The organism is Klebsiella sp. X13 (genome assembly GCF_003323835.1).
In the GTDB taxonomy this organism is placed as follows: Bacteria; Pseudomonadota; Gammaproteobacteria; order Enterobacterales; family Enterobacteriaceae; genus Klebsiella; species Klebsiella ornithinolytica.
Genome location: NZ_CP030874.1, coordinates 2275615 through 2289633 on the forward strand (window position 1 = coordinate 2275615; position 14019 = coordinate 2289633).

The window sequence follows — 14019 nt, forward strand, 5'->3', positions numbered from 1 at the left end:
CGCGCTGTCACCGTTGAAATGACTACTAATATTGATACGCGGGTGCGGGCACCCGGCAAAACGCGCCGTTCGGGCCTCCGGGGAGTGTTGTCAGCGCGCTGGCGAAAGGATATAACGAAGAGGGCATTCCGCCAGCGACGGGCGCATGCATAAAATGTATCCCGATTTCATACTCGTTCAGCGTTGATGCTGTGCAGGAAAGGAGTAACACATGGCAGTATCGCCTTCATCGATCGCCGAGGCCATCCGCTGGCGTCGTGATTTTCATGCCTGCCCGGAGCTGGGCTACCAGGAACAGAAAACCTCGCGTCGCGTCGCTGAATTATTGACATCTTTTGGCCTGCAGGTGCATAGCGGGCTGGCAGGGACCGGGGTGGTGGCCACCCTGGAGAACGGCCCCGGGCCGGTTATCGGCCTGCGCGCCGATATGGACGCGCTGCCGATTACTGAACTGGGTGACGTCAGCTACAAGTCCCGTAATCCGGGCGTGATGCACGCCTGCGGCCACGATGGTCATACCGCTATGTTGCTGGCCGCCGCCGCGCATCTGACGCAGACTCGCCGCTTTCGCGGGACGGTGCATTTTGTTTTTCAACCGGCCGAGGAGAACCTCGGCGGTGCGCGCAAGATGGTGGAAGAGGGGCTATTTGAACGTTTCCCGATGGACGGTATCTACGCGCTGCATAACTGGCCCGGGCTGCCGCTGGGGCACGTGGCGGTTAACGAAGGGCCGATGATGGCCTCGCTGGATGCGTTTGAAATCACCCTGACCGGCAAAAGCTGCCATGCGGCGATGCCGGAAAGCGGCGCCGATCCGATTGTCGCCGCCGCGCAGCTGATTATGGCCCTGCAGACGATCCCCTCGCGTCGCCTGTCGCCGCAAGAGTCGGCGGTCGTCAGCATTACCCAGATTAACGGCGGTGAAGCGATTAACGTTTTACCGGACAAAGTGGTGCTGCGCGGCACCTTCCGCTGCCTGAGCAACCGGGTGCGTGAACGAGTGAAAGGGCTGATTGCGCACTATGTCAGTACGCAGCCGCAGGTCTCCGACGTGCAGGGGAGCATTGCCTGGTATCCCGGCTATCCGGTGACCAAAAACCATCGCGCGGAGGCGCTAAAGGTGCGCGAGGCGGCGGTGGCGGTACTGGGCGAGGCGGCGGTGAGCGGGCAGATCGCGCCGTCGATGGCGTCGGAGGATTTTGCCTGCATGCTGGAGGCCTGCCCTGGCGCCTATTTCTGGATCGGTACCGATGGCGAAACGCCGTCGAAACCGCTGCATAATGCCGGCTATGATTTTAACGACGATCTGATTGAACACGGCGTGACGCTGTGGACGGCGCTGGTGGAAAAACTGCTGCCGGCGGGCTGACGCCACGGCGGAACCTGTTGCGATCGCCGTGAAAGGGAGAGGCGATGCCTCTCCCCCAACACTCAGGCGTTTACTGCCGCCTTCAGGCGCGCTTTCATGTCACTGTAGGCGCGCCAGGCAAACTGCTCTGCCCAGAGCTGGTCCTTGATGGCTTCTATCTTCACCGCGCAATATTTGGTTTCCGGCGTTTTCGAGACCGGGTCGAGGTTGTCCTGAGTCAGCTCATTGCAGGCACCGACCCACCACTGGTAGGTCATATAGACGGCGCCGTGGTTAATACGATCGCTGATATCCGCGCGGGTAATCACTTTTCCGCGACGCGAGCTCACCCACACCAGCTGCCGATCGGCGATCCCCAGCCGGTCGGCGTCGGCGCGGCTTATCTGCACGCGACCGGGCTCATCGGCAAGGGATTGCAACGCCGCGCAGTTGCCGGTCATCGAGCGGCACGAATAGTGGCCGACTTCGCGCACGGTACAGAGCACCAGCGGATAGTCGGCATCCGGGGTCTCCGCCGGCGCACGCCACGGCGCGGCAAACAGCTGACCTTTCCCCGACGGGGTATCAAAGCGGTTTCCTTTATACAGCCATGGCGTGCCGGGATGTTCGAGCGTCGGACACGGCCACTGCACGTGGTTCATATCGCCCATTTTTTCATAGGTGACGCCGTAGAACAGCGGGCACAGTTCACGCATTTCGTCCCAGATTTGCTGGTTGTCGTCGTAATGCATCGGGTAGCCCATTTCGCTGGCCAGCAGGCTGATGATCTCCCAGTCGCGTTTTACGTTGCCCGGGGCCGGGATGGCTTTTTCGAAGCGCTGAAAACCGCGATCGGCGCAGGTGAAGACGCCGCCGTGTTCGCCCCAGGAGGTGGCCGGCAGCAGCACGTCGGCTATTTCGGCGGTTTTGGTCATGAAGATATCCTGCACCACGACAAAATCCAGCGCCTCGATGCCCTTACGCACCAGCCCCAGATCGGCTTCGGTCTGCAGCGGGTCTTCCCCCATGATGTAGTAGGCTTTGATCTCCCCGCTCAGCGCTTTATGCGGAACTTCGGTAATACGGGTGCCGACTTTGTCATCCATTATGGCCGGGTCGATCCCCCAGGCTTCGGCAAATTTGGCGCGGACGTTGGGATCGGTCACCTCCTGATAGCCGGGGAACAGATTCGGCAGCACGCCCATGTCGCAGGCCCCCTGGACGTTATTCTGCCCGCGCACCGGGCCGACGCCGACATGTTCCCGGCCGAGATTACCGGTCAGCAGAGCCAGGCTGGCGAGGCCTTTCACCACGTCGACCGCCTGGCCGAACTGCGTAACGCCCATGCCCCACATAATCGTGGCCGACGGCGCGGCGGCAAACATTCTCACCGCCTGACGTACCTCTTGCGCCGGGACGCCGGTGACCGCTTCCACCGCTTCAGGCGAGTAGGCTTTCACCGCCTCACGGTAGGCGTCCAGCCCTTCGGTAAAGCGTTCGACGTAATCATGGTTATAGAGATCTTCTTCCAGCAGAACGTGGCCGAAGGCGTTGACCAGCGCCATATTGCTGCCGTTGTTGAGCTGCAGGTGGCGATCGGCAATGCGGGCGGTTTCAATTCGTCGCGGATCGCAGACGATGATTTTCGCGCCGTTTTCGCGCGCTTTAATCACCCGACGGGCGACGATAGGGTGGGAATCGGCGCAGTTGTAGCCAAAGACCAGCAGACATTTTGAGTGTTCAATATCGCTGATGGAGTTGCTCATCGCGCCGTTACCCAGCGCCACCTGCAGACCCGCCACCGACGGACCGTGACACACGCGGGCGCAGCAGTCGACGTTGTTGGTGTTTAACACCGCCCGGGCAAATTTCTGCATCACATAGTTGGTTTCATTCCCGGTACCGCGAGACGAACCGGTCGTCATAATCGCGCGCGGGCCATACTGTTCTTTAATCTCCCGGAGTTTTTTTGCCGTATAGCGAATCGCCTCGTCCCAGCTGACCGGGGTGAGTTTCCCCCCTTTCTGGTAGCGAATCATCGGCTGCTTCAGGCGTGGGGTAAGCAGCTGAGTATCATTAAGAAAATCCCATCCGTAATACCCTTTGAGGCACAGCTGATTCTGATTGGTCACCCCATCGGCGGCTTCCGCACGGATAATTTTATTGTTATCGACAACCAGCTTGAGTTTGCAACCCGCCCCGCAATAAGGGCAGACGCTTGTGATTTTTTTCATCAGTAACAGACCTGTTAACAGTGAATGAAGATCGATGGTCAGGCCGGGCCCGGCCCGCCATCGTCATGGAATCCTTTCGCCGCGATACAAGCGGAAGGCAGGAGCGGTATGCAGAAGTTGTGCCAAAATTAATGCGTTGATATATAAGGGGATTAATTCGTGCTGCGGAGGTGTCGTCGTGATGTCGTCACTAATGACGATGACGTAACAGAACGCCCGGGGAGGGCGTTCTGTCAGGGGCTAGCGCATTTTGGGCTGAAACTGCGCCAGTTCCTGCGCCGGGAATCCGGCTTCCAGCGCCGCTTCGCAGATGGCCTGCCAGCTTCCGGCATCCAGTGGAATGCCCTGCGCCAGGCGCGCCTGACGATTGGCTTCTTCCCATTCGCCCGGCACCAGAATCGGCGTCTGCGCATCGTGAGGCGACTGTTTACACCAGTCGATGAAGGCTTCCGTCTCGCGCTGCATATCCGGTGCGTCGAAGGCTTTCGGGTCGAGAATAATGGTGGTCATGCAGTTGAAGATGGCATCAACGCAGGTCTGTAGGCTCTGCTGGTGGGTGGTCTGGCCGCCGGAAACGGCACCGCCGAGGATTTCGCACAGCGTGGCGAGGGCGTAGCCTTTATGTTGGGCAAAGGTGAGCAGGGCACCCAGCGGCGACGTCTGCATGACCGCCGGGTCGGTGGTCGGTTCGCCTCGGGCGTCAATCAGTGAACCGGGCGGAACGGCTTCGCCTTTATGCCAGGCGACGCGCGTTTTGCCAAAGGCAATCGCGCTGGTGGCGTAGTCGAGCAGCAGCGGAGGCTGACCTTCTCGCGGGAAGATAACGCACAGCGGATTGGTGCCAAAGCGGCTGTCTTTGCCGCGAAACGGGGCAACCATCGGGTCGCCTACGACGCTGACGAAGTGGATCGAAATAAAACCTGCCGCCGCGCACTGCTCGGCCCAGTAGCCGATGCGTCCGATATGATGCGCGTTGCGCAGGGCGATAGCCGCCATACCGTGTTGCCGGGCTTTCTCAATCCCTTTTTGCATCGCTTCATGGGCTACCACCTGACCAAAGCCTGCGTTGCCGTCGAGCGTCACCACCGCGCCGGCGTCCTTCATCACGCTGGCATGGCGGTTAAGCTGCAGATGCCCCTGCGCATGAGAACGCACGTAGCTCGGGATCATCCCCACGCCGTGTGAGTCGTGGCCGGCGAGATTAGCGGCCACCAGATGGTCGGCGACAAGGGAGGCTTCGGTGGGAGAACTGCCAAGCTGAATGAAGAGAGTGTTGACGAACTGATGCAGATCCGTTGCCTGAAAACGATATCCGGTTTGCACTGATACGCTCCTGTGACCTATTTGATTGTGTTGTTGTTTTGTTAAGTTTGCGCTTCCATGCTGCGCTCCTGGGCGAAGAAGATCAATACTTTGCGCCGAGGAGAGAATTGAGGGGCAGAGAACAGGATTGAGGCCGCAGGTGCTGTTCGCGGCGGCGATAATCACTATGATAAAAATGATAATCAATGTGAAAGAGAAAACCAGAATGAATATCAGCACGCTCTTGTTAATTATCGTCGCCATCGCCCTGCTGGGAATATCCGTCTATTGTTTACTCAGCTATATTAAAGAGCGTAGGGCGACACATTTTAAATCATTCCGCCATCGTTAACGTCAATGCGCGGTTTTAATATGGATAGTTATCGCGCCAGGCTTTCGGCGAGAGATGATATTTTTCGCGAAAGTGTTTGCTGAATAACGGGTGGCTGATGAAGCCGCATAGCCAGGAGACGCGCTCGACGGGCAGATGGGGATTGCTTTCCAACAGCTGTCGGGCGGCCTCCAGGCGGATCTCTTTGATCACCGCCATTACCGAGGTTCCCTGTTCGTTGAAGGCCCGGTCAAGGCTGGCTCGCGAGCAGCGCAGCGTCCGACAAAGCTGGTCGGGAGAGAGCTGGTGTTGATGATAGTTGAGCGTAATAAACGCTCTTGCGCTATTGACGATATGGCTTAATTTTCCGCATGAACGCAGTCCTTTTTCCTTGGCCACATCGGCCAGCACCAGCAGTGAAATTTGATGCAAACTATCGACGATAGCGGCGGTTTCTTGCGGTGATAAACGGTCTGACCGTTGATCGAGGAGCTGCATATGCGATTTTAAAAATAGCGCTAAAGGATGGTTTTCCAGTGAAATAATGGGACTAGTGAGTTTTCCGCTGAATAATGGTTTGATTTTCTCATTATGCGGAATGATATACAGCTGTTTAACATCGTCACATTGATAATGGTAATAATCATTACGCTGGTGAACAATCAACATTCCCGGATTCACCTGCGCGGCGGCAGATTTTTTTCTGCCGTTAATTAACTGGTGGCCGTGGACTAATAATGAGATATAAACAGAGGACTCTGCAACCTGATGAGGATCGAAGAACGTCTCATTCCTTGAGCCCATCGCACTACAATAGTCGCCAGAAACCCCGGAGATGGTTTTGTGATTAGCAATAATGTCTGCCGGACGGCGGTTGTTCACCACCTTGATCCCATAGCAGCTGAGGTTTTGTGCTATTTGCTGATAGCGCTCTTCCGGCGCGATATCCGCCGCGCTTAAAACATGTGGAACGTACAGCGTCGAAGGTCTGGACATGCTTGTCTCTTATCCCGGGTTGACGTTGGCAGGTAGCTCTGTTTTATCCCTCTGATTATAATATTAATCTTCATGAAAGCCAGCGGGCGGCCGGTTTTTTACATTGGCCTGAGGGGAGATTGTGCAGTATTGCGTGGAAAGCAATCAATCCGTAGCACATCGCGGTGACAGGCTGGCCGCATCAACCAGCGGAAATCTATTTGCGGTTAACATTTTCGCGGCCTTGAAATATATGATTAATTAATTTTAATTTCTTTTTTTTGTATTTTAAGTGGGCGCTTTGAGTTGTTATTTTGACATTTTAATAAAATAAACCAACCCCGTCTTTGTTATTTTTCATCTTCCTCGGGCTCGCGCAACAGCAAAAAAAAGAGAGTGGACAGCAGGATGGAAATCATCGCAATCTAAAAAGAGACATTCATTTCGCAACGGGGAAAATACGCGTATGCGCAAGAGTAAAATAATTGTTCTATCTTTGATGGTTGTTTGTGTTTTATGTTTTGCAATTGTTGCTGTTTATTTTTTATTGCTCAAGGATGACGCTGCGGAGCCGGTCAATGAAGAGACGGAAGCTGCGGTCCTCAACGTCGCCGGATTAGCGAACAACGGGCATCGCGACGAGCAAACGTTGAGAGCGCTGTTCGAGGCACGCATCGTGACTCGCCAGCTGAATCTCGATCGCGGCGAGCTGGTACCTGCCGGGCAGACTGGCGAAGAACACCAGCGCTGTGCAGACCTGCCACCGAACCGCGACCCGGCGCAGATCCGGCGTCGCTGCGCGCTGGTGGATATTTACCTGGTCCGTGATACCGACCAGCGTATTCAGCAAATTATTCTGCCGGTCTACGGTAAGGGCGCCAAATCAATGATGTATGCGCTGGTTGCTCTCCGCACGGATGGCCGTACGGTAAATGACCTGATCTATTACCAGCAGAATGAGACGCCGCTGCTGGGGGGGAGGGTGGAAGACCCGCAGTGGCGCAGGCAGTGGGCAGGGAAAAAAATCCGCGATGAACATGGGCGGCCCGCGTTGCAGGTTGTTCAGGACAATACCGGCCAGCGTGACGCCTATACCGTTGACGGCATCAGCGGCGCGACCCTGACCTCAACCGGCGTGGAGAAAAGCATCAATTTCTGGATGGGGGAGCAAGGTTACGCCAATTTTCTCCGCCATCTGCAGGATAATCCCGCGATATTAACCCAGTAACCTTCAGCCGTTTGCCTCCCTGCCGCGACGCCACTTCCGGCGTCGTTTTTTTATCTTGCGGGCGGGGATGACATCAAAAACGGACGCGCGCAGCCGACACAAAACGTGTTGTTCTTTGCAGCTTTTTACATAAATTGTCACCATTTGACATTTTCATGATCTGGGTCATGTGGACTGCAAGGAAAAATGACAATGATAACTATTATCATTGCCGTTAATGGAACCCGTCATGTCAGCTCCTCGCTCTTTTCTGCTGCTCACTTTGCTCAGCGTCCTGTTCTGCGCCTGCGCGACGGCGCAAACCCGCTACGCGCCGCTGATCGAGGATATTGAGCACCGGCTGGATAAAACGATCGAGCTCTACCAGCAGCAAAAAAACAACGAGGCGCGTCGGGAAGTGCAGGCCGCCTATTTCGAAGTGTTTGAAAACCTCGAAGGCCCTATCCGCATCAATTTTTCGGCGCGCAAAAGCTACGAAATGGAGAGCACTTTCGGTGACATCCGTCGCATGATTGCAGACGGCAAGCCGCTGCAAGAGGTTCAGGCTCGGGTGGACGGACTTAAGAAAGCGCTGCGCGACGTTGAGCCGGTGCTGGATGGCGGTCATCGGCTGGTGGCGGAAGAGCAGCATACCGCTTTGACCCGGGGCGATATCGCATTGCACTGGCAGAACAGCTTCCGCACCATCGACGATCTGCTGGCGCAGGCGGTGAGCGCCTATCAGACGGGAAATTACCCCCTCGCCAGTCAGCAGGTGCAGCAGGCGCACTATCAGGGGTTTAAAAACTCAGAGATGGAAATGTCGGTGCGGCAAAACCGCTCGGCAAAAGAGGCGGCGGCCATTAACCAGCAGTTTACCGCCCTGATTGCGCTGACGTCCCAGCCGGATCGTCTGAACGACGTGGCTTATCAGGTGACGACGCTGTTGCAGGAACTCGAAGACATATTGCCCGGGCTGCCGACGACCCGCGATGACCAGCCGGTGAATGCCCCGACAGCAGACGAAGGGAGCACTCCGCTCGCCGCTGGCGTGCCGGCCGCTGACTGGGCTAACGTTGCAACGGGGATCAACCAGAGTATCGAGGCGGCGCTGACGCGCTACCAGCACGGCGAGGCGTCCGATGCCATTCTGGATATTCAGGACACCTACTTCGATCGCTTTGAAGCCAGCGGGATGGAGAACAAAATCGGCTCCCGCGATGCCGCATTTAAAACCCGTCTTGAGGCCCACTTCACCCGTCTGGTCAGCCTGATGAAGGCCGGGCAGCCGCAGGACAAACTGGTGGCTGAAGCCGCTGCGCTACGAGCCGATCTGCATCAGGCGGTGGCGATGCTGGGCGAGGGGGAAGAGACGCAGTGGAGCCTGCTGCTATACAGCCTGATGATTATTGTCCGTGAAGGGCTGGAGGCGCTGCTGATTGTGGCGGCCATCGTGGCCTGGCTGGTGAAAAATGACCATCACGACAAGCTGCCGCTGATTCGTCAGTCGGTGGTCGTAGCGCTGGTTGCCAGCGTGGCGACGGCGGTCGTTTTCCAACTGGTGTTTACCCGCTCCGGCGCCAGTCGGGAGCTGCTGGAAGGGATTACCATGCTGATCGCCGTGGTGATGCTGTTCTTTATGAGCTATTGGCTGCTGTCGAAGGTTGAATCCCGCCGCTGGAAAGCCTGGCTGGAGGGTAAGCTGACGCATTCGCTCTCTCGCGGCTCGCTGGTGGGGCTATGGCTGACCAGCTTTCTTGCCGTCTATCGGGAAGGTGCCGAAACGGTCCTGTTTTATTACGCCCTGGTGGGCGACGCGCAGAGTGTTTCCGGGCATCTTGCCATCGGCGCCGGGTTTATTATTGGCTGCGTGCTGCTGCTGGCCGCGTGGCTCATCATGCGCTACTCGGTGGTGCGTCTGCCGCTCAAACCCTTCTTCATCTTCACCGGCGGTTTTATGTACCTGATGGCATTTGTTTTTGCCGGTAAAGGTGTCCTTGAACTGATAGAAGGCAAACTGTTTCAGCCTACGCTGGTTGGCGGCGTGCCCGAAATCAGCTGGCTGGGCATTTATCCCTATCTGGAAACCCTGACGCCACAGGTGATTTTACTGATTGCTGCCCTGGTCGCCCTGTGGATTACGCTCCGTCGCAATCACCTACCCACAGCACAGATAAAAAATAATACTTCAACAAATTAAGACGAGAGGATTTGTCAAATGACCATCAAAAAGAGCCTGATTATCGCTGCCACCGTGGCCGCTATTTTTACCGCGCCCGCGGCGCTGGCTTTTAAAGAGTATCCGGCCGGTGAACCGGTCACCATGAATGAGATGGAGATCGCCGCCGTCTATCTTCAGCCGATTGATATGGAACCGCGCGGAATGGGTCTGCCGGCCGCGAAATCAGATATCCATCTGGAGGCCGATATTCATGCGGTTGAAGGGGGAAAGAATGGTTTTGGCGCCGGGGAATGGATTCCCTATCTGACGATTGCCTATACCCTGGTCAATAGCGATACCGGTGAAAAGCAGGAAGGGACTTTTATGCCGATGGTCGCGAGCGACGGTCCACACTATGGCGCCAATATTAAAATGATGGGCGTCGGCAATTATAAAGTGACGTATCACATTGAACCGCCATCAAAAGCTGGGATGCACCGTCATACCGACAGCGAAACCGGGGTTGGCCGCTGGTGGAAACCGTTTGATGTCAGCTATGAATTCAAATACGTCGGCCTGAACTAACGTTCGTCGCGCAGGATGGCCAGCATGCCGTCCTGCGGTGTATTACCGCATGCGGATTGCACATTATCCGCCGAACCGGGTCGAAGTTATGAGTTATTTTTTCGTCACCACGCTGCAGGTTTTTTTCTGCATAACGCTGCTCTCCTCGGTGCTCTGGGGCCGCGGCGAACCTCCTTCACTGCGCCCCCTCACGTGGACGCTGCTCACGGCGCTGGCCTGTGGGCTACTGGCCGGACTGTTTATTCGCGGGAGCCAGACGCTACAGCTGATGCTGGTGAGCGGAGAAATCCTCCTTTCCCTGCTGTTTTTACTGAGCTTCTGGTGGGCCACGCCGCGTCTGCGCTACGTGTGGCAATGGATCCTCGTATTTGGCGCCGCCCGTCACTGGGCTCTGGATCCCAATCTTGGCGGATTAACCTCCACCCACGTGCTGAATACCGACCTGCTGCTGAACCTGACCGCGCTGGCGCTGGCCGTTGCGCTGCTGTGTCTGGCCGCGGTGCTGTGCGCTCTGCTGCTGCGGCGGATGAGCTGGCCGTACTGGCCGCTGACAATTCTCCTGATGATCCTGCTGTGGCTGCCGCTGTTCGGCAATCTGCTGCTGCTGTTGATGAAGCTGCAAATCATCCCCTTACTGAAGCCGCTGCTGAGTTTTGTGGCCAGGGTGACCAACAATGCCGCCTGGTATAGCTGGCTTGCCGCCGCCGTGCTCCTGCTGCAGTGCCTGTGCTGGACCCCGGCTATCCGTAGCTATGCCCGGGCGGTGAAGGCGGCGACGGCGCCGGTTGCCCGTCGACTGGCGTTGGCCGAGCGGCGCAGCGCTGTCCGCCTCTGGTTAACGACGATCTGCTGTGCGCTGGTGATTTCAGGTGGCCAGCTGTGGTGGGATCTGGTGGCCTCGCAACCGCCGAGGCTCTCGGAAGCTCAGCCGGTCAGCCTTGCCGCTGATGGTCTGGTCCATATTCCGCTTACCCAGGTTCGCGACGGAAAACTGCACCGTTTCGTTTGGGTGGCAGACGACGGTAAGGCGGTTCGCTTCTTTGTCATCAACCGCTATCCCGACAAATTACGCTTTGGCGTGGTATTTGATGCCTGCCTGCTGTGCGGCGATCAGGGATATGTCATGGAAGGTAATCAGGTGATTTGTGTCGCCTGCGGGGTACACATATTCATTCCTTCGATTGGTAAACCCGGCGGCTGTAATCCGGTACCGATCGATGGCTGGCATAACGACGAACGTGAGCTGACGATACCCGGTACGGCGCTGGCCGTCGGAGGCAATTATTTCTCTACCGTGCTGACTATCAACGTGACCGACCCGGTGGACGGGACGGTCCTGACCAACACGACCGCAGAGTATAAATACAGCTACGCAGGCAGAACCTGGTTTTTTGCCTCTGAAGCAAACTACAACCGTTTCCGCAACGCGCCAGAGGCGTTTGTTCCCGGCACGGTGCAGGAGGAGTAACCATGCTGTGGCGAATGATCTATCAGTCATGGGGGCGTAATCTGCGCCGCAAAGCGCTGGCGGTGTTAACCGTTTTCCTGGCCACGAGTCTGATCTCGGCGCTGCTGGCTATTTCTATCGACATCGGTGACAAAATGTCCCGGGAACTGAAATCCTACGGCGCCAATATCTTAATTGAACCGGCAGGGCAGGCAGCGCTACCTGCGTTATTCAGCGAACAAAGCAACCCGCTGGCCAGCGATGATTTCCTTGATGAATCCGAGCTGGCGAATATTAAGGATATTTTCTGGCGAAATAATATCGTTGGGTTTGCTCCCATGCTCAGCGGCGAGGCGACCGTTGACGGGCACGATATCCGCATACTCGGGACCTTCTTCAGTCAGCCGGTCGCGATACCGGATGAAGAGGGCTATGAGACCGGGCAGCGCACGGTCAGTCCGTTCTGGCAGGTTACCGGCAACTGGCCGCAGGAACCTGTAGGCAAGACGCCGCAAACATTAGTCGGCCATGCGCTGGCGCGTAATTACGGCTGGCAACCCGGTGACCATCTCAGGCTCCAGGTGGCGAACGAGGCCGTGGATGTGGTGGTCAGCGGCGTTCTCTCCAGCGGGGGTGATGAAGACAACCAACTGGTGATGCCGCTTAGCATCGTACAGCAGCTGCTGGGTCTGACGGGAAAAGTACAGGCAATTCGCGTATCGGCGCTGACGGTACCCGAAAATGAGCTGTCGCGCCGGGCGCGTGAGAATCTCGAGGCTCTCAACGCCGAAGAGTATGACCTGTGGTATTGCACGGCATACGTCTCTTCTATCGCTCACCAGCTGGAGGAGGCCATTTCCGGTGCGGAAGTGCGCCCGGTCTGGCAGGTTGCGGCCTCGGAGGGCGTAGTTATCGATAAAATTCAGCTGCTGATGGCGGTCGTTACCCTGGCGGCATTGGCCGCTGCGGCAATGGGTATTGCCTCGCTGATGACCAGTACCATTATGGAGCGAGCCCGGGAGATCGGCCTGATGAAAGCGCTTGGCGCCCGACAGTGGCAAATTCTGCTGCTGTTTTATCTCGAAGCAGCGCTGGGTGGGCTGGCAGGTGGGGGGCTGGGCTGCATCGCTGGCTGGGGGCTGGCGAAGATGATTGGCCTGATGCTCTTTGCCACGCCGCTCGACTTTGCCTGGGTGGTGGTGCCCTGTGTGCTGGTGATCGCAGTGCTGATTGCGCTTATCGGCACCTGGTTCCCGGCGCGTCGTATCGCCCGACTTTATCCCGTGGAGGTGCTGTATGGCCGCTAAGCGCGACATGCTGTGGCTATTGGTCTGGCGGGCGCTGCGTCTGCGTCTGCAGCGCGTCAGCGTCGTGTTCACCGCGCTGGCGGTTGGTGCGACCATCGTGACGGCGCTTTCCGCCGTGTGGTTTGACATCAACAGCAAAATGAGCGAGGAGCTGCGGACCTTCGGCGCAAATTTTTATATCGGCCCAGGGCACGGTACCCGTATGCCGGAGCCGACACTGCAGGCGATTCTTGACGATGCGCCGAAGGGACTGATTCATGGCGCCAGCCCCTGGCTATACGGCACGGCGCGTACCGAGCTGGAAAAAGTGGCGATCGTCGGCGTGTGGTTTGAGTCGCTGCAAAAGCTGGTGCCGTACTGGCAGGTCAGCGGCAACTGGATCGGCGTCAGCTTTGACGATCGCCATGCGATGGTGGGCGTTAAGCTGGCTCAGCGGCTGGCGCTAAATGTGGGCGATAGCGTCACGCTGGTGGATCATCAGCGGCGCAAAAAACTGCTGGTCAAGGGGATCGTCGAGGCCGGTGACGCGACCGATAACATGCTGATTGTCAGCCTGAACGTGGCGCAGGCGTGGCTGCAAAAGCCCGGTATTATCAGCCACGGCCTGCTGAGCGTCAGTAACGATCTCGGCCAGGTGGAAAACTATGCCGGGCAGCTGCAGCAGCGCTATCCCGCTCTTGAGATCCGCCCGATCCGTAAGGTCTCGGCAACCGAAGGTCAGGTACTGGATAAAATCAAAGGGCTGATGGGGCTGGTTTCTCTGGTGATTCTGGCGCTGTCGTCGCTGTGCGTGAATACCACCCTGATGGCAATTGTAGGCGAGCGCGCCCGTGAGTTTGCGCTGCAAAAAGCGCTGGGCGCCAGCAATGGCGATATTATCCGCCAGATGCTGCTCGAAACCAGCATTATCACTCTGGCAGCGGTGGTCTGCGGCTGGCTGCTCGGCTATCTGCTCGCCCAACTGCTGGGGCTGACCGTGTTTAATGCCACTATTTCGCTGCGCCTGCCGGTGCTGCCGATTACCCTGGCGCTGTCTTTACTGGTCGCCTTGCTGGCGGCCATTGTTCCGGTTCGCCGCGCGGTGAGCGTTGAACCGGCGAAAGTGTTGAAAGGAGAATAACG

At 57.3% G+C, this 14019-nt stretch carries 11 protein-coding genes; 8 read left to right on the forward strand and 3 right to left on the reverse strand.

Annotation, left to right across the window (positions count from 1 at the left end):
* Positions 1-211: 211 nt before the first annotated feature.
* Positions 212-1369: a M20 aminoacylase family protein gene (locus DSD31_RS10840; RefSeq protein ID WP_004863074.1), complete on the forward strand. Its 1158-nt coding sequence runs from the start codon at positions 212-214 to the stop codon at positions 1367-1369.
* 62 nt (positions 1370-1431) lie between these two features.
* Here the strand turns inward: DSD31_RS10840 and fdhF are convergent, their stop codons facing one another.
* Positions 1432-3582, reverse strand: a complete 2151-nt coding sequence (gene fdhF, locus DSD31_RS10845) for a formate dehydrogenase subunit alpha (protein WP_004863070.1) — start codon at positions 3580-3582, stop codon at positions 1432-1434.
* Positions 3583-3822: 240 nt separating this feature from the next.
* Positions 3823-4905, reverse strand: a complete 1083-nt coding sequence (locus DSD31_RS10850) for a malate/lactate/ureidoglycolate dehydrogenase (protein WP_004863067.1) — start codon at positions 4903-4905, stop codon at positions 3823-3825.
* Between the two features lie 211 nt (positions 4906-5116).
* Between DSD31_RS10850 and DSD31_RS26170 the strand changes: the two genes are divergently transcribed.
* Positions 5117-5236 (forward strand): small membrane protein, encoded by a 120-nt coding sequence (locus DSD31_RS26170; RefSeq protein WP_099144820.1) that lies wholly within the window; start codon positions 5117-5119, stop codon positions 5234-5236.
* A gap of 15 nt (positions 5237-5251) precedes the next feature.
* Here the strand turns inward: DSD31_RS26170 and DSD31_RS10860 are convergent, their stop codons facing one another.
* Positions 5252-6211: an AraC family transcriptional regulator gene (locus DSD31_RS10860; protein WP_113991034.1), complete on the reverse strand. Its 960-nt coding sequence runs from the start codon at positions 6209-6211 to the stop codon at positions 5252-5254.
* A 445-nt stretch (positions 6212-6656) separates the two neighbouring features.
* Here DSD31_RS10860 and nqrC point away from each other — a divergent pair, with 445 nt between their 5' ends.
* The 6 genes from nqrC (at position 6657) to DSD31_RS10890 (ending at position 14017) form a co-directional block, all read left to right on the forward strand.
* Entirely contained in the window at positions 6657-7418 is a 762-nt protein-coding gene (gene nqrC / locus DSD31_RS10865; RefSeq protein ID WP_113991035.1) for an NADH:ubiquinone reductase (Na(+)-transporting) subunit C, read from the forward strand.
* Positions 7419-7647: 229 nt separating this feature from the next.
* A complete protein-coding gene (locus tag DSD31_RS10870; RefSeq protein ID WP_113991036.1) occupies positions 7648-9597 on the forward strand; it encodes an FTR1 family iron permease in 1950 nt (649 codons plus the stop codon).
* A gap of 18 nt (positions 9598-9615) precedes the next feature.
* Entirely contained in the window at positions 9616-10143 is a 528-nt protein-coding gene (locus DSD31_RS10875) for an iron transporter (RefSeq protein ID WP_004863053.1), read from the forward strand.
* 88 nt (positions 10144-10231) lie between these two features.
* Positions 10232-11611: a Fe-S-containing protein gene (locus DSD31_RS10880; RefSeq protein WP_113991390.1), complete on the forward strand. Its 1380-nt coding sequence runs from the start codon at positions 10232-10234 to the stop codon at positions 11609-11611.
* 2 nt (positions 11612-11613) lie between these two features.
* Positions 11614-12897 (forward strand): ABC transporter permease, encoded by a 1284-nt coding sequence (locus DSD31_RS10885; protein WP_015584139.1) that lies wholly within the window; start codon positions 11614-11616, stop codon positions 12895-12897.
* A complete protein-coding gene (locus DSD31_RS10890) occupies positions 12887-14017 on the forward strand; it encodes an ABC transporter permease (RefSeq protein WP_032717712.1) in 1131 nt (376 codons plus the stop codon). The genes DSD31_RS10885 and DSD31_RS10890 overlap by 11 nt, the downstream gene beginning before the upstream one ends.
* The last annotated feature ends 2 nt before the right edge of the window (positions 14018-14019 follow it).

What these genes read in the sequence shown, in the direction of transcription:
- DSD31_RS10840 (WP_004863074.1), top strand. Translation starts at nt 212, where the DNA reads ATGGCAGTATCGCCTTCATCGATCGCCGAGGCCATCCGCTGGCGTCGT.
- fdhF (WP_004863070.1), bottom strand. Translation starts at nt 3,582, where the DNA reads ATGAAAAAAATCACAAGCGTCTGCCCTTATTGCGGGGCGGGTTGCAAA.
- DSD31_RS10860 (WP_113991034.1), bottom strand. Translation starts at nt 6,211, where the DNA reads ATGTCCAGACCTTCGACGCTGTACGTTCCACATGTTTTAAGCGCGGCG.
- nqrC (WP_113991035.1), top strand. Translation starts at nt 6,657, where the DNA reads ATGCGCAAGAGTAAAATAATTGTTCTATCTTTGATGGTTGTTTGTGTT.
- DSD31_RS10870 (WP_113991036.1), top strand. Translation starts at nt 7,648, where the DNA reads ATGTCAGCTCCTCGCTCTTTTCTGCTGCTCACTTTGCTCAGCGTCCTG.
- DSD31_RS10875 (WP_004863053.1), top strand. Translation starts at nt 9,616, where the DNA reads ATGACCATCAAAAAGAGCCTGATTATCGCTGCCACCGTGGCCGCTATT.
- DSD31_RS10880 (WP_113991390.1), top strand. Translation starts at nt 10,232, where the DNA reads ATGAGTTATTTTTTCGTCACCACGCTGCAGGTTTTTTTCTGCATAACG.
- DSD31_RS10885 (WP_015584139.1), top strand. Translation starts at nt 11,614, where the DNA reads ATGCTGTGGCGAATGATCTATCAGTCATGGGGGCGTAATCTGCGCCGC.
- DSD31_RS10890 (WP_032717712.1), top strand. Translation starts at nt 12,887, where the DNA reads ATGGCCGCTAAGCGCGACATGCTGTGGCTATTGGTCTGGCGGGCGCTG.